The 18,542-nt window shown below is 64.1% G+C and carries 20 protein-coding genes; 8 read left to right on the plus strand and 12 right to left on the minus strand.

Features of this window, described 5'->3' with window-relative positions:
- The first annotated feature begins 34 nt into the window (after nucleotides 1-34).
- Nucleotides 35-1,267, plus strand: coding sequence for an aminotransferase-like domain-containing protein (locus ACVWW6_RS39215; protein ID WP_011085398.1), 1,233 nt, complete (start codon nucleotides 35-37; stop codon nucleotides 1,265-1,267).
- Nucleotides 1,268-1,274: 7 nt separating this feature from the next.
- Here the strand turns inward: ACVWW6_RS39215 and ACVWW6_RS39220 are convergent, their stop codons facing one another.
- The gene (locus ACVWW6_RS39220; RefSeq protein WP_028175357.1) at nucleotides 1,275-1,547 is read right to left on the minus strand and encodes a helix-turn-helix domain-containing protein; all 273 of its coding nucleotides are present in this window, start codon (nucleotides 1,545-1,547) and stop codon (nucleotides 1,275-1,277) included.
- Between the two features lie 158 nt (nucleotides 1,548-1,705).
- On the opposite strand from ACVWW6_RS39220, the gene ACVWW6_RS39225 reads away from it, so the two are divergent.
- Together ACVWW6_RS39225 and ACVWW6_RS39230 are read left to right on the plus strand one after the other, a co-directional pair.
- Entirely contained in the window at nucleotides 1,706-2,158 is a 453-nt protein-coding gene (locus ACVWW6_RS39225; RefSeq protein WP_038965896.1) for a hypothetical protein, read from the plus strand.
- 95 nt (nucleotides 2,159-2,253) lie between these two features.
- Nucleotides 2,254-2,475: a hypothetical protein gene (locus ACVWW6_RS39230; RefSeq protein WP_028175359.1), complete on the plus strand. Its 222-nt coding sequence runs from the start codon at nucleotides 2,254-2,256 to the stop codon at nucleotides 2,473-2,475.
- A gap of 66 nt (nucleotides 2,476-2,541) precedes the next feature.
- Here the strand turns inward: ACVWW6_RS39230 and ACVWW6_RS39235 are convergent, their stop codons facing one another.
- The 5 genes from ACVWW6_RS39235 to ACVWW6_RS39255 form a co-directional block, all read right to left on the minus strand.
- On the minus strand, nucleotides 2,542-3,360 hold the full coding sequence (locus ACVWW6_RS39235) for an aldo/keto reductase (protein WP_271558171.1): 819 nt from the start codon (nucleotides 3,358-3,360) through the stop codon (nucleotides 2,542-2,544).
- A gap of 262 nt (nucleotides 3,361-3,622) precedes the next feature.
- Complete coding sequence (locus tag ACVWW6_RS39240; protein ID WP_456682657.1) at nucleotides 3,623-5,188, minus strand: alkaline phosphatase D family protein; 1,566 nt, start codon at nucleotides 5,186-5,188, stop codon at nucleotides 3,623-3,625.
- Between the two features lie 313 nt (nucleotides 5,189-5,501).
- The gene (locus ACVWW6_RS39245; protein ID WP_456682658.1) at nucleotides 5,502-5,921 is read right to left on the minus strand and encodes a hypothetical protein; all 420 of its coding nucleotides are present in this window, start codon (nucleotides 5,919-5,921) and stop codon (nucleotides 5,502-5,504) included.
- 110 nt (nucleotides 5,922-6,031) lie between these two features.
- A complete protein-coding gene (locus ACVWW6_RS39250; protein ID WP_011085392.1) occupies nucleotides 6,032-7,033 on the minus strand; it encodes an NAD(P)H-dependent flavin oxidoreductase in 1,002 nt (333 codons plus the stop codon).
- 62 nt (nucleotides 7,034-7,095) lie between these two features.
- Nucleotides 7,096-7,833 (minus strand): SDR family oxidoreductase, encoded by a 738-nt coding sequence (locus ACVWW6_RS39255; protein ID WP_271558166.1) that lies wholly within the window; start codon nucleotides 7,831-7,833, stop codon nucleotides 7,096-7,098.
- 161 nt (nucleotides 7,834-7,994) lie between these two features.
- Between ACVWW6_RS39255 and ACVWW6_RS39260 the strand changes: the two genes are divergently transcribed.
- On the plus strand, nucleotides 7,995-8,459 hold the full coding sequence (locus ACVWW6_RS39260; protein WP_456682659.1) for a winged helix-turn-helix transcriptional regulator: 465 nt from the start codon (nucleotides 7,995-7,997) through the stop codon (nucleotides 8,457-8,459).
- Nucleotides 8,460-8,582: 123 nt separating this feature from the next.
- Here the strand turns inward: ACVWW6_RS39260 and ACVWW6_RS39265 are convergent, their stop codons facing one another.
- Entirely contained in the window at nucleotides 8,583-8,741 is a 159-nt protein-coding gene (locus tag ACVWW6_RS39265; protein WP_165448145.1) for a hypothetical protein, read from the minus strand.
- Nucleotides 8,742-8,763: 22 nt separating this feature from the next.
- Nucleotides 8,764-9,138: a PRC-barrel domain-containing protein gene (locus ACVWW6_RS39270; protein ID WP_404523519.1), complete on the minus strand. Its 375-nt coding sequence runs from the start codon at nucleotides 9,136-9,138 to the stop codon at nucleotides 8,764-8,766.
- Between the two features lie 135 nt (nucleotides 9,139-9,273).
- On the opposite strand from ACVWW6_RS39270, the gene ACVWW6_RS39275 reads away from it, so the two are divergent.
- The gene (locus tag ACVWW6_RS39275; protein WP_027546226.1) at nucleotides 9,274-9,501 is read left to right on the plus strand and encodes a hypothetical protein; all 228 of its coding nucleotides are present in this window, start codon (nucleotides 9,274-9,276) and stop codon (nucleotides 9,499-9,501) included.
- A 401-nt stretch (nucleotides 9,502-9,902) separates the two neighbouring features.
- On the opposite strand, the gene ACVWW6_RS39280 is transcribed toward ACVWW6_RS39275, so the two are convergent.
- Nucleotides 9,903-10,061: a hypothetical protein gene (locus ACVWW6_RS39280; protein WP_165448144.1), complete on the minus strand. Its 159-nt coding sequence runs from the start codon at nucleotides 10,059-10,061 to the stop codon at nucleotides 9,903-9,905.
- A 173-nt stretch (nucleotides 10,062-10,234) separates the two neighbouring features.
- Here ACVWW6_RS39280 and ACVWW6_RS39285 point away from each other — a divergent pair, with 173 nt between their 5' ends.
- Nucleotides 10,235-10,495, plus strand: coding sequence for a hypothetical protein (locus ACVWW6_RS39285; protein WP_028175367.1), 261 nt, complete (start codon nucleotides 10,235-10,237; stop codon nucleotides 10,493-10,495).
- Between the two features lie 143 nt (nucleotides 10,496-10,638).
- Here the strand turns inward: ACVWW6_RS39285 and ACVWW6_RS39290 are convergent, their stop codons facing one another.
- The 3 genes from ACVWW6_RS39290 to ACVWW6_RS39300 all read right to left on the minus strand — a co-directional run bounded on the left by ACVWW6_RS39290 (nucleotide 10,639) and on the right by ACVWW6_RS39300 (nucleotide 11,378).
- Entirely contained in the window at nucleotides 10,639-10,860 is a 222-nt protein-coding gene (locus tag ACVWW6_RS39290; RefSeq protein WP_011085387.1) for a hypothetical protein, read from the minus strand.
- Nucleotides 10,861-10,943: 83 nt separating this feature from the next.
- Nucleotides 10,944-11,075 carry a hypothetical protein gene (locus tag ACVWW6_RS39295; RefSeq protein ID WP_256380402.1) on the minus strand — a complete coding sequence of 44 codons (132 nt, stop codon included), beginning with the start codon at nucleotides 11,073-11,075 and terminating at the stop codon, nucleotides 10,944-10,946.
- Nucleotides 11,076-11,183: 108 nt separating this feature from the next.
- Nucleotides 11,184-11,378 carry a hypothetical protein gene (locus ACVWW6_RS39300; RefSeq protein ID WP_028175368.1) on the minus strand — a complete coding sequence of 65 codons (195 nt, stop codon included), beginning with the start codon at nucleotides 11,376-11,378 and terminating at the stop codon, nucleotides 11,184-11,186.
- Nucleotides 11,379-11,473: 95 nt separating this feature from the next.
- Between ACVWW6_RS39300 and ACVWW6_RS39305 the strand changes: the two genes are divergently transcribed.
- Together ACVWW6_RS39305 and ACVWW6_RS39310 are read left to right on the plus strand one after the other, a co-directional pair.
- Nucleotides 11,474-11,983 (plus strand): DUF4142 domain-containing protein, encoded by a 510-nt coding sequence (locus ACVWW6_RS39305; RefSeq protein ID WP_304566065.1) that lies wholly within the window; start codon nucleotides 11,474-11,476, stop codon nucleotides 11,981-11,983.
- Nucleotides 11,984-12,254: 271 nt separating this feature from the next.
- Entirely contained in the window at nucleotides 12,255-18,542 is a 6,288-nt protein-coding gene (locus tag ACVWW6_RS39310) for a HAMP domain-containing protein (RefSeq protein ID WP_271558156.1), read from the plus strand.

Here is an 18,542-nt window from a genome sequence, read left to right on the forward strand (position 1 = left end):
GCCGCTCAACAAGAACAACACGAGGAACGCTCCCATGACGTCCAGCTTCGATTTCGCGCCCCTGTTTCCCGCAGGGCTGCCGGCCCCTTCCGCGCGCTGGACGGGCCTTGCCAAATACAGCTTTGTCGGCGGCAACAATGATTCCGAGCAGGTGCCGCTGGATGAGCTGATCGAGGCGGCCAACCTCGCCCTGCAACGCGAGGGCCGATCGCTCGCCACTTACGGTCTGGCGCACGGGCCGCAAGGCTACCTGCCGCTGCGCGAATTCCTCGTAACAAAACTGAAGCGCGATGCCGGCATCAACTGCACGGTCGACGATCTCCTGATCGTCTCGGGCTCGCTCCAGGCGCTCGACCTCGTCAACAATACGCTGCTCGCCCGCGGCGATACCGTGATCTTCGAGCAGGACAGCTATCAGGGCTCGCTGAACCGTCTGGCACGGCTCGGCGTCAACGTAGCAGGCATTCCGCTCGATGCGGACGGCATGCGCATGGACGTGCTGGCCACGACGCTGGCCGACCTGAAGAGCCGCGGCATCCGGCCAAAATACATCTACACCATCCCGACTGTGCAGAACCCGACCGGCAGCATCATGCCGGAGAGCCGCCGCGCCGAGCTGGTGCGGCTCGCGGCCGAGTATGGGGTGCCGATCTTCGAGGATGACTGCTATGCCGATCTCGTCTGGTCGGGACAGCGGCCGCCGGCGATTTATGCGATGAGCCCGAACGGCGGCGTGATCCACATCGGTTCGTTCTCGAAATCGATCGCGCCGGCGCTGCGCGTCGGCTTCATCGTCGCGCCCTGGGATGTGATGTCGCGGATGCTGTCGCTGAAGACGGATGCCGGCTCCGGTGCGCTGGAGCAGATGGTGCTGGCGGCCTATTGCAAGCCGCATTTCGCAAGCCACGTGCCGGCCCTGACGAAGACGCTGCGCACCAAGCTCGATACGCTGATGGAAGCCCTCAATGAGCAGTTCGGAACGGCGGCGGAGTTCGAGGAGCCCAAGGGCGGCATCTTCCTGTGGGTGAAGCTGCCCGACCAGGTCGATACGCTGAAGCTCTATCAGGCCGCGCTTGCCGCCGGTGTCTCGATCAATCCGGGGCCGGAATGGTCCACCAGCAAGAGCCATTCCAGCTCACGCCTGCGGCTGTGCTTTGCCAGCCCGACGCATCAGCAGATCCGCGAGGGCGTCGCTGTGCTGGCCGAGGTCTGCCGCAAGGAGTTCGGCGTGCCGGCCCGCAGCGCCAATGTGGAGAAGCGGGCTTAACGCCTCGTCAAGCCGCCTGGGGCTGGCTGCCGTGGATCGCGGAGGCCAGCCGCAGCAACAGGACGATCGAGACGTTGCCCTTGCCGGCCTCGATCTGGGCGATATAGCGCTCGGAAATCCCGGAGCGGCGGGCCAGCTCCCGGCGCGAGAGGTCGCAGCGCGTGCGCGAGGACTTCAAGCGGTCGCCCAGCTCGGCCAGAAACGCGGTCTCCGAATAAGGCGGCACGGCACAGCTCCCCGGCAGCACTTCGCCCGCAAAATCCATGACTTGATTCAGCATTGGTCTATCCACGTTCGCTTTCGGGAGCAGCCATCCTACCCCCGATACGGCCGGCCTCATTGACGCGGATCAAATTCGCGAGCGATCGGCGGCTGGCGTGGACGACCGCGGGCGGGATGCTACACTTTGGAATTCTTCGAGGTGGGGCCTTTCAGGACATGACGCGTTGGTTGAGCCGCTGGACCACGGCGGCGGTGGTGTGGGTCGCGTTCACGTCCACGGCCGGTGCCGAGACGCTTGCGGCGACGGTCGAACAATGGGGCCTGCTCGGCTCATGGGCGGTCGATTGCGCGGCCCGGCCCGACCGCGACAGGGGGGCGCTCCTGACTTACGAGATCCAGAAGGACGGCCGGGTGATGTACCGGCGCAATTTCGGCGAGGCCAAGGACGAGAACGAAGTCGTGTCCGCCACGGTCAACGCCGAGGGCCTGCTCAATGTGATGGTGTACTTTCCATCGCTGCATCAGACCCGCGAGTTCGGGCTGCTGCTGGCCAAGGACGGCAGCCTGCGCGCGATCTACAATCGCAGCGAGCGCGGCGCATACACGATCAGGGACGGCAAATACGTCGCCACGGGCGCGCCGACCCCTGCGCAGCAACGCTGCGATTGAGCATCTGAACATCCGTTCAGAATTCTCTGCCAGTTCCTCCGGAACGTTCGCGCGAATGCGCGGTTCTCATGTGCATTGAGTTGGAGGAGGACATCATGAAGAAGCTTGGTTATGTGGTTGCTGCTCTCGGCGCGCTCGCGATCATTGCACCGACGATGGCGAGTGCCGAAACGGTGGTGATCAGGAACGGCCACCATGGCTACGGTTACGGTGCCCGCGCCGAAATGCGCGAGCATCGTGATCATGGCTGGCATCGCGGCTGGCACCATCGCGATCGTGTCGTCGTGGTCAAGCGCAGCCATCACCACTGGGACTAACGCGCAACGCAACATCGAAATGGCCCCTCGCGGGGCCATTTCTTTGCGTTCGCAACGTGCTTATGGTCAGTCCCACGCCGGCGCAAAGCCGGGATTGACGCAACGCCTGTCCTTCGGTAGCGCTGCGATCTTGTTGCGGTCGGCATCGTCGAGCGTGATCTTCAGCGCATCGAGATTGGCCTGCTGGCTCTCGCGGCGCGAGGCCTTCGGGATCGCCGCAACGCCGCCCTGGTCGAGCAGCCATTTCAGCGCAACCTGTGCAGCGGTCGCGTTGTGCCTGGCGCCGATCTCCGCCAGCACCGGATCGGAGGCAACGCGTCCCTGCGCCAGCGGGCAATAGGCGACCAGCGGGATCGACCTGGCATTGAGATAGGCCAGCACCTTCGATTGATCGAGCATCGCGTGATATTCGATCTGGTTGCAGGCGATCGGCGCCCTGATGTCCTCGACCGCGATCTTGAGCAGCGCCGTGGTGAAATTGGCAACGCCAATCGCCCGCGTGCGTCCCTCCTCCTTCAGCTTCATCAAGGTCTCGAACACCGCGCCCCAGTTCGCAGACTTGGACGGCCAGTGCACGAGATAGAGATCGACGTGGTCGAGCCGGAGCTTCTTCAGGCTGGCGTCGAAGGCCCGCCGGATCGCATCCGGCGCCAAATTCTCGTGCCAGACCTTCGTCGTGACGTGCAACTCACCGCGCGGCAGCCGGGCCGCGGCGAGCGCGGCGCCGATGGGTTCCTCGTTGGCGTACATTTCGGCCGTGTCGATGTGGCGGTAGCCGACCGACAGCGCGCTCTCGACCGCGGCGCGGCAGGCGTCGCCCTGCATGCGAAAGGTGCCGAGGCCGAGCTTGGGCATGCTGATGCCCTGTGTGTTCAGATTGTCCATAAAACAGGCTCCTAATGTATTTCAGCCCGCGAGATGCCCGCGGTGAGGCCGCGGGGACAGACTCTTCGTTGATGGAAAAGAGGTGGCGGGAGCAGTCAGTGTAGCGCGGGAGACGCGGAGCGGCCAATCAAGATCGGGTTAGCGTCGGCGCACTGAGTGCCTCCCCAACGTCATGACCGGGCTTGACCCGGTCATCCACGACTTGCCCCTTGGCACGCAGAACGTGGATGCCCGGGACAAGCCCGGGCATGACGAACCGGCCTCACGAATGCTGCGCGACCACGGCCGGGCGCGCCTGCGACTGCGGCACGATGTCGACCGACCAGAGGTCGCGGTTGTCGACGTCTTTCAGCGTCACGGTCATCACGCCGCTCGCGCCATCGATGTCGACGCGGCCGAAGAACTGCAATCCGAAGCAGGGCGCGAGGTTCTCGCCCTGCGCTTCGCTGCATCCGTTCTGGTACATCGCGACCGGACCAAAAGTGTCGTCGAGCTCGCCCGGGCCCCAGGTGCCGGCATGCAGCGGGCCGGAGACGAACTCCCAGAACGGTTCGAAGTCCTGGAATTGCGCCCTGTTGGGATCGTAGTAATGCGCGGCGGTGTAGTGCATGTCGGCGGTGAGCCAGACGACGTTGCGCACGCCGGCGCGCCTGATGGAGCTGAGCAGATCGGCGATCTCGTGCTCGCGTCTATCAGGCGGCCCATTGCCGAGCGCGACCGCATCGAGACTGATCAGGCCGATCGGCAGGTCGGCGGCGATCACCTTCCAGGTCGCGCGCGAGGCCGCCAGCTCCCGCTTCAGCCAGGCCAGCTGCTCGGCGCCGAGGATCCAGCCGCGATGATCGCTGCCCTTGTTCCAGGTGTCATCCCGAAAACTGCGCATGTCGATCATGAAGACGTCGAGCAGCGGACCGTGAGCGATCTTGCGATAGACCCGCCCCTGCCGTGCGCCGATGTCGCGGATCGGCATGAAGTCGAAGAAGGCGCGGCGGGCGCGCGCGACCAGGCGCGGCGTGCCGTCGTCCTCATAACCGGCCTCGTCATAGCTGCCGGACGGTGACCAGTCGTTGGTGACCTCGTGATCGTCCCACTGCGCGAACATCGGCACGTTCGCGTGGAAATCGCGAAAATGCTCGTCGAGTTGGTTGTATTTGTAGTTGCCGCGAAACTGCGCCAACGTGTGCGCGACCTCCGATTTTTCCTCCGTGACGATGTTGCGCCAGGTCTCGCCGCTCGGCAGCTTCTGCGCGGATGGAATCGTGCAGTCGGCGTAGATATGGTCACCGGAGTGAATGAAGAAGTCGGGGCGGTTGTCGAGCATGGTGCGATAGCTGCGATAGCCGCCGCGCGAGAGGTCGATCCCCCAGCCCTGCCCCGCGGTGTCGCCGGACCACAGGAACGAGATCGATTGCCCTGCGGCCGGCGCGGTGCGGAAATGGCCGACGCGGCTTTCGCCGGCGATGCCGGTCGCGATGTCATCGAAGCGGACGCGATAGAAGATGTCCTGCCCTGGCGGCAGATCGCTCAGCAGCAGCTTCGAAGTGAAGTCGGCGTCGGGCCGCGCGTCGCCGGAGGCCGCGGCAACAATGGTCTTGAAACTCTCTACGGTCGAGCATTCCACCTGCATGCGCGCGGCCCGATCGGCGCGCGCCCAGATCACGGCGGAGCCGTCCGAGACGTCGCCGGACTGGATGCCGCCGGCGATCCGCGGGCGGTCGGCGGCACGGCTGATGGATGGCTTTGCGAGCGCGGCCAAGGCGAGGCCGGAGGTGGAGCGGACCAGGAATTGCCGCCGGGTCCATGCGCGCGGGGCGCGGAGCGTTGCCATTCAGGAGACCTTCGTCGAATCGCGACGGAAGGTGCCTGCGCTCCTTGACTCCTACCCTTACGGTTTCTTGACTCCGCGCCGACGGTTTTGCGACGCGGGGATGACGGGCGAGATGCAGCCCCGAGCGCGGTGCGCTCCCTCGCCCCGTTCTTACGGGGTCGGGACGAGCTTTGCTCGCCCTGAGAGGGTTGGGGTGAGGGGCCTCTCTCCACAGGTGAGATCATCGATAGACCTGTACTCCCTCACCCGGATTGCTTCGCAATCCGACCTCTCCCCGCAAGCGGGGCGAGGTGAAGAAGGCGCGTCGTCGCGGCTAACGCTGCCAGTTGCAGATGCCGCCGGAGCGGCAAGGCCAGGTCTGGATGCGGGTATCTCTCGCCTGCGCATCCAACGGATTGCCGTGGCGATGCGCGAGTTTGGTCCGGGCCGCACCACGCGGCTGCGCGGCCTTGACGTGCGCGACCTTCGGTTCGGCCACATGCACGCGTTCGGCGGCGACCTTTTTCGGCACGTCCACCGGCTCGGCGCGGGCCTGCGCCTCGTTGCCGCCGCGGGCCTCTAACGCGACCGGTGCGAACCGCGTCTCCGGCCCGAGCCGCTTCGGCGACAACACCGCCTTGGACAGATCGAGACCGAAATATTCATCGGGCTTGTAGTCATCAGCGCGCGATGCGCCGCCCCATGCGAGCACGAGGACAACGGCAACGGCAAAATGAACGCTCTTCAGGACCACGGACGCCTCCTGAAATTGATTTATTAAAGGGGTATTTTACCCCTATCTAGGAAGCCTCGCGCGCAATTCCAGCGGTCAAGTCCCACCGTGGTTAAGAAGTTTGGCGGTGTTCAGGCGACCTTTCGTGTCGCACCCGTCCCGTCCAGGAACCCCATCAGGCGGCCGCGGATGATGGTCTCCGCCTCACTCATGATGCGATCGACGAGTTCCTTGCAGGAGGGGATGTCGTGGATGAGGCCTGCGACCATGCCGCAGCTCCAGGCGCCCGCATCCATCTGCCCGTCCAGCATGATCCTGGGATAGACGCCCGCGACCTGGTCGTGGATGTCGTCGATGGTGAGCTTGTCGCCCTTCTCGCGCTCGATCTCGAGCAGACGATCGACATTGGCGTTCTTCAGGACGCGTTCTGTGTTGCGCAAGCTCCGCATGATCAGACGGGTGTCGAGCTCGGTGGCGGCGACCAGCGCGTTCTTCACGTTCTGATGCACCGGCGCTTCCTTGGTCGCAATGAAGCGCGTGCCCATGTTCATGCCGGCCGCGCCCAGCGACAGCGCCGCGACGAGGCTGCGCCCGTCAGCCATGCCGCCGGAGGCAACGAACGGGATCTTCAATTCCTCTGCCGCGCGCGGCAGCAGGATCATGTTCGGAATGTCGTCCTCGCCGGGATGGCCGCCGCACTCAAAGCCGTCGACGCTGACGGCATCGCAGCCGATCCGCTCGGCCTTCAGGGAATGGCGAACTGACGTGCATTTATGGATCACCTTGATGCCAGCCGCCTTAAGCGCCGGCATATACTGTTCCGGGCTGCGACCCGCAGTCTCCACCGCCTTGACGCCGCCTTCGACAATGGCCGCGATGTATTCCGGATAAGGCGGTGCCGAGAAAGCCGGCAGAAACGTGAGATTCACGCCGAACGGCTTGTCGGTCATGTCGCGGCAGCGCGCGATCTCTTTCGCCAGCAGCTCCGGCGTCTTCTGCGTGAGGCCGGTGATGATGCCGAGCCCGCCGGCATTCGAGACGGCGGCAGCCAGCTCGGCAAAGCCGACGAAATGCATGCCGCCCTGGATGATGGGGTGCTCGATGCCGAACAGTTCGGTGATCGCGGTCTTCACGTAGGCTTCCTCCCGGATTTCGGTTTGCTTGGGATCAGTCTAGCCGCAGTCTCGTGCCGCGGTCACCATTTCTCTCCGAAGGGCCGGATCTCCATCTCGAATGTCCAAGCGCTCTTCGGCTGCTGGTAGAGCTGCCAATAGGAATCGGCCACGGCCGACGGCGGCATCAGCAGGTCGGGATTGTCGAGCGCGTTCGGGCCGAGCGCTTCGAGCCGGCGCTGCCGCACCCACTCGGTGTCAACACCGGAATCGATGATGAGATGGGCGACGTGGATGTTCTTCGGCCCAAGCTCGCGCGCCATCGCCTGCGCCACCGCACGCAGACCAAACTTTGCGCTGGCGAACGCGGCAAAGCCGCTGCCGCCACGCAAGGAGGCCGTTGCGCCAGTGAAGAAGATTTTGCCGCCGCCGCGCGGAAGCATCAGCCGCGCAGCTTCCCGGCCTGCCAGGAAGCCGGAATAGCAGGCCATCTCCCAGACTTTACGGAACACGCGCTCGGTGGTGTCGAGGATCGGGAAATTGACGTTGGCGCCGACGTTGAAGATGCAAACTTCCAGCGGCGCGTGCTTGTCGGCGTCATCGAGGAAGGAGATGACCTCTTCCTCCTTGCGCGCATCGAGCGAGCGCGCGTGGATTTCGCCACCGGCGTCCTCGATGTCCTTCACCAGCGGCGCGAGCTTGTCGCCGTTGCGGCGGCCGGCGAAGATCGAAAAACCTTCGGCGGCGAATTTCTTCGCGATTTCGGAGCCGATGAAATCGCCGGCCCCGATGACGGCAGCTGTCGCGTTTCGCTTGGACAAGGTCGCCTCCTCCGGTGCGGATATGTTTGGAGCAAAGGCTATAGTTCTAAAATAGAACTGTCAAATTGCGAGGCAGAATGCTAGCTTCATGTGCAAATTGCACTGATCATTCAAGTCAGTTCCTTTTTCTGACTTACTACGCCTGCGTCGGAGACCGTATCATGAAGTGGGACACGCTGGACGAAGAGTCCTGCTCGCTCTCCCGCACCGTCGCCGTGGTCGGCGACCGCTGGACGCTTCTGATCCTGCGCGAATGCTTTTTGCGCGTGCGCCGGTTCGAGGGATTTCAGTCCTCGCTCCAGATCACACGGCACCTGCTCTCGGAGCGGCTGAAGAAGCTGGTCCGCTTCGGCATCCTGCGCCGCGTCCCCTATTCCGAGGCGCCCAAGCGCTACGAATACATCCTGACGCAGAAGGGCCTCGACCTCTACCCGATCATCATGGCGATGGTGCATTGGGGCGACACCCACATGGGCGACGAGCGCGGTCGCCCGATGCTGCATGAGCACAAAACTTGCGGCAAGCTGTTCGACCCGGTGATGGTGTGCTCGGAATGCGGCGAGGTGCTGCATGCAAAGCAGGTGCATCTGCATGTGGGGCCCGGGCGAAGGGAAGCGGCAGGGTGAGTGGCGCTGACGCGCGCAGCAATGCCGCCGTCGGATCATCGGCACGGCTGACGTCGCGGGCGAAAGCGCGGTGCCGATGCCGCGCTCTTCATTCGTGATACTTTCAGCCTCGGCGCACCTTGGTCAGTGCGTCTTGGTGGTTTGCCATTTTTCCAGATCGGGCTTCGCCTCGCCCGATCGCTGCTCCTTCTCCGGATTTCCCTTCCAGGGCTTGTCCGTCTGGGCGTGCGATCCCCAATCGTTCTGATGACGGGGATCGTCGGTCGGCTTTTCCTTGCTCATCGGATCTCCTCTGGTGCGGGGCCTACGCGAAGGGAACGCCATAGTAGGAGTTGATGCCGCGAACCGCCGCATCGTCACCCCAGTTCCAATCGCTCTGCTCACCATATTTCGGCGCGCCTTGCAGCTCCTTGGCTGTAACCCCCGTCACGTAGCCACCGAGATCGGTGTCGTACTTCAGGGACTGCCAAGGCAAGGGATAGTGGTCATTGCCGACGCCCAAAAATCCACCGAAGCCGAGCACCGCGTAGGACACCTTGCCGCTGATCTTGTCGATCATCACCCGCTCGATCGAACCGATCTTGTTGCGATCCGCGCCATAGACCGACGTTCCCTCGACCCTGTCGCTGCCGATCAACCGGCCCATTTCGCTGCGGTCCAATTCGCGTTGATTCAACATCTCATTTCTCCACTCAGACAGTGCGTGGACCAACCGGTTCCGATTGTGATCGTTCCAAATTGGGTTCGGTTCGGCGACTCATCAGGAACATCGCCGGAAACGAGCGGTTCTCTGAGTCTCTAAAGGAAATGAGCCATGAGCGACTTTCGCGACATCCAGCACGGCGTCAACGATCCCGTCGATGGACTCGACGTGAAGCGGCACATCAACTCCACCCAGACACCGCATGAGCGTGCGCAGCACCATGCCGACGTACGGTCAGCGCCGTCGGCCTCGCCGGAAGAACCGTTCCTGCCGGAGCGATTGCGGCGCAAGCCGACCGACCCCATCAATCCGCGCACCGGCCGCAATCCGGCCGACTAGCCGGAGCGGCTGCTGCGGCAATGGACGCTGGCGAAACCGATCCACAAGCGCAGGATGCGGGCACAGCAATGACCGAACAGGTCCTGCGCTTCATCGCTGGGTGAACACCATCGGCGCATTCGTCGCTGCCGTCGCAACCTGGGCCGCGGTCTCCGTGTCGATCTGGTGGCTGAAGCGAAAGCTTGGCACCGTCTCCCGACGCCCATCGTCCTGACGCTGGCCGCGGTCAGCGAGGCGCCAGAGCTTCCCGGGGCATCAGGAATTCAAACATCTCGGCCGCGGTCTGAAGCTGCTCGATGCGCGCGGCAATGGAATCGCGCTGAACGCCGACCGGCAAGCTCGCAAGCTCATGCTCGAGCCGTAGTCTGTGCGCGTCGAGACGTTGCGCGAATGTGTGGGGCTCAGACCGTCTTCGCATCGTCCGTCCTCGGGGGTTGCAGGCCCGGGCTGTTGGCCCAGCGCTCGACTTGCTCAATGACCTTCTGATGGCTTGGACGCACCGGCCTTTGTGCTTCGCGTTCCTCAGAAAGCTTGCGGGGTAACCTGACCTCGTCCGTCATGACGCATCTCCCTTTCCCTATGAGAATGCGCCTCCGCGCGAATCGTTTCAACTAACCTATTGATTTATTTAGACTATATTGCTCAACTGGCGCTTTTTTGGACTCCTGTGGAACTCGCGGCAAGTTGGCCGGTTTAGCAAATTACTCATCTTGCTCAATTTGCGTGATTGACCATGAACGACCTTCGCGCCGAGCGGCTCCAAGTCATGCTTTCCCCGGAAGAGCTGGCCGCAGTGGATGATTTCCGGTTCAAGCACCGCATGCCAACGCGTGCCGCAGCGGTACGCGAACTGCTCAAATTCGGACTCGCAGCCGCGGGCATCGAGACGAGTATCGATCCGTCAACGGGCGTCAAATCAAGCGAGTTTGGTGTATTTGGCCGGGGGCCAGACGGACACGCCCCGGGAAAATCCGAGAACGACGCCGAGGATTGATTCGATCGACCTCGCAAGACAAAACGACCCCGGCACAGTGGGGTGCCAGGGCCGTCCTTGGAGATTGCTTCCGGCGCACCGGGGGCATGACGACCGGAAGCAATCCGTCGACTCTTCGCGCAGGGATTCGTTCCTTGCGAGAACTAGCCTGTCGGGGCGTCGCCGGAATCGTCCGGCATCACGCCGGATCCAGGCGTCTTGTTGTTGTCGTTGAGCTTGGGATCGCGGGTCGCCTCACGCGACGGCGAGCCCTTCGAGCCCGTCTTGTGCGAGCCCGTCTTGTGCGCGGTCTGCGCACGCTGCTTGTCGCGCGGTTGATCCTCCGCGCGCTGATCCCTGACGATACCGTGGTCGGAATGCGCCATGATACCTCTCGCTTCTCCAGATGTCCTGAAGCGCTTACGCACCGGCGCGTCGAATGTTCCGGTTCAGGCGAGAGGCCGCGGCGCTAGCTATGCGCCGCATGCACCGCAGCCGATGCATTCTCCATATGCACCTGCCGCACCGTCGTCACCGTCGCGAACGCCACCGAGACGCCAAAAGCGAGAATGAGTGAAAGAAGAGCAAGACGCGGAGCCATTGCAAAATCTCCTTCTGGAATCGAAAATCAACGCGATTGACTGTTCCCGAATGATCCTGGATTGGTCACTTGCATTCCGTGCGCGGCGTCACACCCAAACGAGAGCGCCTATGCATCCTGCTTTTGGGAGGCACGGGTCGTTACGGGCGGAATTTCGCCATCAAGCCAGTCCTGTTCTGTCGCGAGCGCGGTCCAGGCGTCTGCCATGCGCAAATAGCGCTTATAGGCAGGTTGCCCTTCCGCCCGCTCGGCGAGTTGCAAGCAGTTGTCGGCGTTGTCCCTGTAAATGTCAGACTGTTTCATGAATCATGACGTGGGGACGGAACTGTCGCGTCGCAACCGCCCTTACCGGATCGTAACGTTCAGGGAACCTTGCACGCCATCGGTCATTGATATCGATGCGAGTTCTTGTCGCGATCATCCTGATGTTCATCAGCACCGCAGCGCTTGCCGATAGCACCGGCGAGCGAAGGCCGGGCGAACGCGTGCCGACGGCGACCGATGTCATCAACGGCCTCTACGCGTTCAGCCGCTTCCAGCAGGGCCTGCTGGAAAGCACCGACCTGAAGGGCAACGCGGAGGTGAAGAACCTCGCCGCCCTGCGCGCCGAGGAAGCGGCGAAACGCGACAAAGCGTTGAAGGACATACAAGAGGCGATCGGCGCTGAGCCGCGCGTCGGCAAGACAACGGCGAGCACAAGCCTCGCCGAGCCCGACAATTCGGACGGACCGGCCTACGTCCGAACCTTCTATGCCGCGCAGATCCCTGAATATGAATCCACCATTGGCCTGCTCGAGCACTATCTCAAAGCTCCCGACAACGCCGCACTGGCCGCCTTTGCCCACGACCAGCTACCGGTGCTGCGTTCGCAGATGAAGGATGTGGAGCGGACGATGGCAGACAAATAGCCCCCCATTCGTCCTCCGGCCGCCGTCACCCGTGGTGCCCGCCGCGCCGATTGGCAGGCAAGTGCCAGCAGAGGCGGCGAACCGGCCAAAATTCTTTTGGAACCGTTTGGAACCAATCGGCTTTTTCTTCGTTGCTGTGGTCGGGCTGAGCAAAGCAGGTTCCATTTCCTCGCGCCGCAACCTTGGCGCTTGATTTCGAATTAGGCTGACGCTCTAGTTTGACTAATTGCGTCACGCCTAAGATTCGGCCGACGCTTGCGGGGGAATCAGTATGAGCGACCTCGATCCCGGATCTGCATCACGCTCCGGTCGTCGCGTCCCAAAGCCAAAAATCAACGGTACGTCGGAGCCCGATTCCCGACCGGAATTGCTCCTCGCCTTACAGGCCATGCGCAGCGGCGATTTCTCCGTGCGTATGAGCGGCGACTATCTCGGCATCGACGGCAAGATCGCCGACACTTTTAATGAAATCATCGCCGCCAACCAGCGCATGGCGCAGCAGCTCGAGCTGGTCGGCCAGGTGGTGGGACGCGAGGGCAAGACCCGGCAGCGTGTGAAGTTCGGCCTCGCCTCCGGCTCCTGGGCCGACATGGAAGGCTCCGTCAACACGCTGATCGACGATTTGCTGTGGCCGACGCGCGAGGTGACCCGCGCGGTCGCGGCGGTGGCGCAAGGCGACCTGCTCCAGACCGTCAAGCTCGACGTCGACGGCCGTCCGCTCCGCGGTGAATTCCTGCAGTCGGCGAACATCGTCAACACCATGATCAAGCAGCTCGGCGTGTTCACCTCCGAGGTGACGCGCGTGGCGCGCGAGGTCGGCACCGAAGGCAAGCTCGGCGGCCAGGCCCAGGTGCCCGAGGTGACTGGCGTCTGGAAGGATCTGACCGAGAGCGTCAACTCGATGGCGAACAACTTGACCAACCAGGTTCGCAACATCGCCGAGGTGACGATCGCAGTTGCCAATGGCGACTTGTCCAAGAAGATCACCGTCGACGTCCGCGGCGAGATCCTTCAGCTCAAGGAAGCCATCAACACGATGGTGGACCAGCTCCGCTCCTTCGCCTCCGAAGTGACGCGCGTGGCGCGCGAGGTCGGCACCGACGGCAAGCTCGGCGGCCAGGCGATCGTGCCCGGCGTCGCCGGCACCTGGAAGGATCTCACCGACTCCGTGAACGCGATGTGCGGCAACCTGACCGCGCAGGTCCGCAACATCGCCAACGTCACCACCGCCGTGGCGCGCGGCGACTTGTCCCGCAAGATCACGGTGGACGTGCGCGGCGAAATCCTGGAGCTGAAGGACACCATCAACACCATGGTGGACCAGCTCAACTCCTTCGCCTCCGAAGTGACGCGCGTCGCGCGCGAGGTCGGCACCGAAGGCAAGCTCGGCGGCCAGGCCCAGGTGCCCGGTGTGGCCGGCACCTGGAAGGACCTCACCGACAACGTCAACTTCATGGCCTCGAACCTGACCGCGCAGGTCCGCAACATCGCCGACGTCGCCACCGCCATCGCCGGCGGCGACCTCTCCAAGAAGATCACCGTGAACGTGTCCGGCGAGATCCTTCAGCTGAAGGAAACGCTCAACACAATGGTCGACCAGCTCAACGCCTTCGCCGGCGAAGTCACGCGCGTCGCCCGCGAGGTCGGTACCGAGGGCCGGCTCGGCGGTCAGGCCAATGTGCTCGGCGTCGCCGGCACCTGGAAGGACCTCACGGAAAGCGTCAACTCGATGGCATCGAACCTGACCGCACAGGTCCGCAACATCGCCGAGGTGACGACGGCGGTCGCCGGCGGCGACTTGTCGAAGAAGATCACCGTGGACGTGCGCGGCGAGATCCTCGAGCTGAAAGACACCATCAACACCATGGTGGACCAGCTCAACGCCTTCGCCGGCGAAGTCACGCGCGTCGCCCGCGAGGTCGGCACCGAAGGCAAGCTCGGCGGCCAGGCCCAGGTGCGCGGCGTCGCCGGCACCTGGAAAGATTTGACGGACAGCGTCAACTCGATGGCCTCGAACCTGACGGGGCAGGTCCGCAACATCGCCGAAGTCGCCACCGCCGTGGCCAAGGGCGACCTGTCGAAGAAGATCACCGTGAACGTGTCGGGCGAAATCCTTCAGCTGAAGGAAACGCTCAACACAATGGTCGACCAGCTCAACGCCTTCGCCGGCGAAGTCACGCGCGTCGCCCGCGAGGTCGGCACCGAAGGCAAGCTCGGCGGCCAAGCCGAGGTGCCCGGCGTCGCCGGCACCTGGAAGGACCTCACCGACAGCGTCAACTCGATGGCCGGTAACCTCACCGCCCAGGTCCGCAACATCGCCGAGGTCGCAACCGCGATCGCCGGCGGCGACCTCTCGCGCAAGATCACCGTGGACGTGCGCGGCGAGATCCTTCAGCTCAAGGACACGCTGAATACGATGGTCGACCAGCTCAACCGCTTCGCGGGCGAGGTGACGCGCGTGGCGCGCGAGGTCGGCACCGAGGGCCGGCTCGGCGGCCAGGCCAACGTGCCCGGCGTCGCCGGCACCTGGAAGGATCTCACCGACAGCGTGAACTCGATGGCGGGCAACCTCACCGCCCAGGTCCGCAACATCGCCGAGGTCACCACCGCCGTGGCGCGCGGCGACCTTTCGCGCAAGATCACCGTGGACGTGCGCGGCGAAATCCTCGAGCTGAAGAACACCATCAACACGATGGTGGACCAGCTCAACGGCTTTGCGGGCGAAGTGACGCGCGTCGCGCGCGAGGTCGGCACCGAAGGCAAGCTCGGCGGCCAGGCCGAGGTGCCCGGCGTCGCCGGCACCTGGAAGGACCTCACCGACAACGTCAACTTCATGGCCTCGAACCTGACGGCCCAGGTCCGCAACATCGCCGAGGTCGCGACCGCGATCGCCGGCGGCGACCTGTCGAAGAAGATCACGGTGGACGTGCGCGGCGAGATCCTGCTGCTCAAGGACACCCTGAACACCATGGTCGAGCAGCTCCGCTCCTTCGCCGCCGAAGTGACGCGCGTGGCGCGCGAGGTCGGCACCGAGGGCCGGCTCGGCGGTCAGGCCGTCGTGCCCGGCGTCGGCGGCACCTGGAAGGACCTCACCGACAACGTCAACCTCCTGGCTGCGAACCTCACCACGCAGGTGCGCAACATCGCCGAAGTGACCACGGCCGTGGCCCGCGGCGACCTGTCGCGCAAGATCACCGTCGACGTGAAGGGGGAAATCCTCGAGCTGAAGAACACCATCAACACCATGGTGGACCAGCTCAACGCCTTCGCCGGTGAAGTCACCCGCGTCGCGCGCGAGGTCGGCACCGAAGGCAAGCTCGGCGGTCAGGCCGCGGTGCCCGGCGTTGCCGGCACCTGGAAGGACCTCACCGACACCGTCAATCTGATGGCTGCGAACCTGACCGAGCAGGTGCGCGGCATCGTCAAGGTGGTGACCGCGGTCGCCAACGGCGACCTCAAGCAGAACCTGACGATGAAATCGCGGGGCGAGGTGGCGGCGCTCGCCGACACCATCAACAACATGACCGAGACGCTCGCGACCTTCGCCGATCAGGTGACATCGGTGGCGCGCGAGGTCGGCGTCGAGGGCCGCCTCGGCGGCCAGGCCAACGTGCCCGGTGCGGCCGGCACCTGGAAGGACCTCACCGGCAACGTCAACCTCCTGGCGGCCAACCTCACCTCGCAGGTGCGCGCAATCGCGGAAGTGGCGACCGCCGTGACCAAGGGCGACCTGACGCGGTCGATCCAGGTCGACGCCCGCGGCGAAGTCGCGGAATTGAAAGACAACATCAACACGATGATCACGAACCTCCGTCTCACGACGGACGTGAACACCGAGCAGGACTGGCTGAAGACCAACCTCGCGAAATTCACCAACATGCTTCAGGGCCAGCGCGACCTCGCCACCGTCGGCCGGCTGCTGCTGACCGAACTGTCGCCGCTGGTGAACGCGCATACCGGCGTGATCTACCAGGTCGAGAACGAGGAGAATCCACAGCTCCTGCTGCTCGCCTCCTACGCCGGCGACGGCATCTACCCCTACCAGCGCGTACTGCCGTTCGGCGACGGCCTGATCGGCCAATGCGCGCTCGACAGGCGGCCGCGCGTGGTCGCGGATATTCCCTCCGACGTGGTGCCGATCAACTCGGCGCTGTTCCGCGTCGCCCCGAAGAACCTCGTGGTGCTGCCGGTGCTGTTCGAGGGCCAGGTCAAGGCCGTGATCGAGCTCGCCTCGCTGACCTCGTTCACGACCTCGCAAATGACCTTCCTGGAGCAGCTCACCGACTCCATCGGCATCGTGCTCAACTCGATCGAGGCGACGATGCAGACCGAAGGCCTGCTCAAGCAGTCGCAGCAGCTGGCCGGCGAGCTTCAGACCCAGCAGCGCGAATTGCAGCAGACCAACGACCAGCTCGAGCAGAAGGCGCAGCAGCTCGCCGAGCGCAACGTCGAGGTCGAGCGCAAGAACCAGGAGATCGAGCAGGCCCGCCGCGCGCTCGAGGAGAAGGCGACCGAGCTCGCGCTGACCTCGAAGTACAAGTCCGAATTCCTCGCCAATATGAGCCACGAGCTGCGCACGCCGCTGAACTCGATCCTGATCCTCGGACAGCAGCTCACCGACAACCCGGACGGCAACCTCTCGGCCAAGCAGGTCGAATTCGCCCGCACCATCCACGGCGCCGGCACCGACCTGCTCAACCTCATCAGCGACATTCTCGATCTCTCCAAGATCGAGTCCGGCACGGTGACGGTGGACGCCGAGGAAATCCTGACCGCGAACCTGCTCGAAACCGTCGGGCGGCCGTTCCGGCACGAGGCGGAAAACCGCAACCTGTCATTCAAAATCGACGTCGACCCGAACCTCGCGCGCAGCATCGTCACCGACTCCAAGCGCCTGCAACAGGTCCTGAAGAACCTGCTTTCCAACGCCTTCAAGTTCACCGCCGAAGGCGAAGTGCGCCTGAAGGTTGGCGGTGCGCTCGGGGGGTGGGGCACGGATCACCCGGTGCTGAACTCCGCGCCGGCCGTGATCGCGTTCGAGGTGTCGGATACCGGCATCGGCATTCCCCTGGAGAAGCAGAAGCTGATCTTCGAGGCCTTCCAGCAGGCCGACGCCGGCACCAGCCGCAAATACGGCGGCACCGGCCTTGGCCTCGCCATCAGCCGCGAGCTCGCCAGCCTGCTCGGCGGCGAAATCCATCTGCGCAGCGCACCGGGCAAGGGCTCGTCCTTCACCCTTTATCTGCCGTTGAAATATTCCGGCCCGACACTTGCGCCGCGCGCCACGCCACAGCAATACAGCCAGCCGCCGGCGCTGCAACCGACGGCGCCCGAGCAGCGCGTCATCGAGCAGCTTCCCGACGACCGCCTCAACCTCGAACCCGGCGACAGCATCCTCCTGATCGTCGAGGACGACCCGCATTACGCGCGCGTGCTGGTCGATCTCGCACGCGACAAGGGTTTCAAGGTGCTGGTCGCGGCCCGCGGTGCCGAGGCGCTGGAACTTGCCAAGCAATACCAGCCGAGAGCGGTCTCGCTCGACGTGTTCCTGCCGGACATGCTCGGCTGGACCGTGCTGAGCCAGCTCAAGCACAATCCGCTGACGCGCCACATCCCCGTGCAGATCATCACGCTCGACGAGGACCGCCAGCATGCACTGGCGCGCGGCGCCTTCTCCTTCGTCAACAAGCCGACGACGACCGAAGGGGTTTCGGCCGCGCTGACGCAGATCAAGGAATATGCGCGGCCGCGCCGCAAGCGGCTCTTGATCGTCGAGGACAACGAGGCCGAACAGCTCTCGATCCGCGAGCTCCTGCATCACGACGATATCGAGATCGTGACGACCGACACCGGCGCCGGCGCACTCTCGACGCTGCGCGAGGCGCCCTGCGACTGCGTGGTGCTGGACTTGAGATTGCCGGACATGAGCGGCTTCGAGGTGCTGGACCAGATCCGTCACGACGAAGCACTTTCGAACATTCCGGTCGTGGTGTTCACCGGCCGCGAGCTCTCGGCGGAGGAAGATGCCGAGCTCCACACCATGGCGCGCAGCATCGTGGTCAAGGGCGTGGAATCGCCGGAGCGCCTGCTCGACGAGACCGCGTTGTTCCTGCATCGCGTGATCACGGAGCTGCCGGTCGAGAAGCAGCGCATGCTGGAGAAGCTGAACAGTTCCGACGAGGACCTGATCGGCAAGACCGCGCTGCTCGTCGACGACGACGCCCGCAACATCTTCGCGTTGTCGAGCGTGCTGGAACGGCGCGGCATGAAGGTGCTGACGGCGACCACCGGCCGCGAGGCGGTAACGCTGGTCGAGTCCAATCCGGAAATCGCCATCGTCCTGATGGACATCATGATGCCTCAGATGGATGGATATCAGACCATCGGCGTGATCCGCGAGAACCCGGCCTTCTTGCGCCTGCCGATCATCGCGCTGACCGCCAAGGCGATGAAGGGCGACCGCGAGAAATGCCTGGAGGCCGGCGCGTCCGACTACCTCGCCAAGCCCGTCAACACCGATCAATTGCTGCTTGCGATCCGCATGTGGCTGCACCGCTGA

Source organism: Bradyrhizobium sp. USDA 3311 (assembly GCF_054062495.1).

Bases quoted from the DNA above. Each gene is read 5' to 3' on its own strand.
- ACVWW6_RS39290 (WP_011085387.1), bottom strand. From the start codon at position 10,860: ATGGCGCATTCCGACCACGGTATCGTCAGGGATCAGCGCGCGGAGGAT.
- ACVWW6_RS39310 (WP_271558156.1), top strand. From the start codon at position 12,255: ATGAGCGACCTCGATCCCGGATCTGCATCACGCTCCGGTCGTCGCGTC.
- ACVWW6_RS39265 (WP_165448145.1), bottom strand. From the start codon at position 8,741: ATGAGCAAGGAAAAGCCGACCGACGATCCCCGTCATCAGAACGATTGG.
- ACVWW6_RS39220 (WP_028175357.1), bottom strand. From the start codon at position 1,547: ATGCTGAATCAAGTCATGGATTTTGCGGGCGAAGTGCTGCCGGGGAGC.
- ACVWW6_RS39300 (WP_028175368.1), bottom strand. From the start codon at position 11,378: ATGAAACAGTCTGACATTTACAGGGACAACGCCGACAACTGCTTGCAA.
- ACVWW6_RS39295 (WP_256380402.1), bottom strand. From the start codon at position 11,075: ATGGCTCCGCGTCTTGCTCTTCTTTCACTCATTCTCGCTTTTGGCGTC.
- ACVWW6_RS39285 (WP_028175367.1), top strand. From the start codon at position 10,235: ATGAACGACCTTCGCGCCGAGCGGCTCCAAGTCATGCTTTCCCCGGAA.
- ACVWW6_RS39215 (WP_011085398.1), top strand. From the start codon at position 35: ATGACGTCCAGCTTCGATTTCGCGCCCCTGTTTCCCGCAGGGCTGCCG.
- ACVWW6_RS39225 (WP_038965896.1), top strand. From the start codon at position 1,706: ATGACGCGTTGGTTGAGCCGCTGGACCACGGCGGCGGTGGTGTGGGTC.
- ACVWW6_RS39235 (WP_271558171.1), bottom strand. From the start codon at position 3,360: ATGGACAATCTGAACACACAGGGCATCAGCATGCCCAAGCTCGGCCTC.
- ACVWW6_RS39275 (WP_027546226.1), top strand. From the start codon at position 9,274: ATGAGCGACTTTCGCGACATCCAGCACGGCGTCAACGATCCCGTCGAT.
- ACVWW6_RS39230 (WP_028175359.1), top strand. From the start codon at position 2,254: ATGAAGAAGCTTGGTTATGTGGTTGCTGCTCTCGGCGCGCTCGCGATC.
- ACVWW6_RS39305 (WP_304566065.1), top strand. From the start codon at position 11,474: ATGCGAGTTCTTGTCGCGATCATCCTGATGTTCATCAGCACCGCAGCG.
- ACVWW6_RS39240 (WP_456682657.1), bottom strand. From the start codon at position 5,188: ATGGCAACGCTCCGCGCCCCGCGCGCATGGACCCGGCGGCAATTCCTG.
- ACVWW6_RS39260 (WP_456682659.1), top strand. From the start codon at position 7,995: ATGAAGTGGGACACGCTGGACGAAGAGTCCTGCTCGCTCTCCCGCACC.
- ACVWW6_RS39270 (WP_404523519.1), bottom strand. From the start codon at position 9,138: ATGTTGAATCAACGCGAATTGGACCGCAGCGAAATGGGCCGGTTGATC.
- ACVWW6_RS39280 (WP_165448144.1), bottom strand. From the start codon at position 10,061: ATGACGGACGAGGTCAGGTTACCCCGCAAGCTTTCTGAGGAACGCGAA.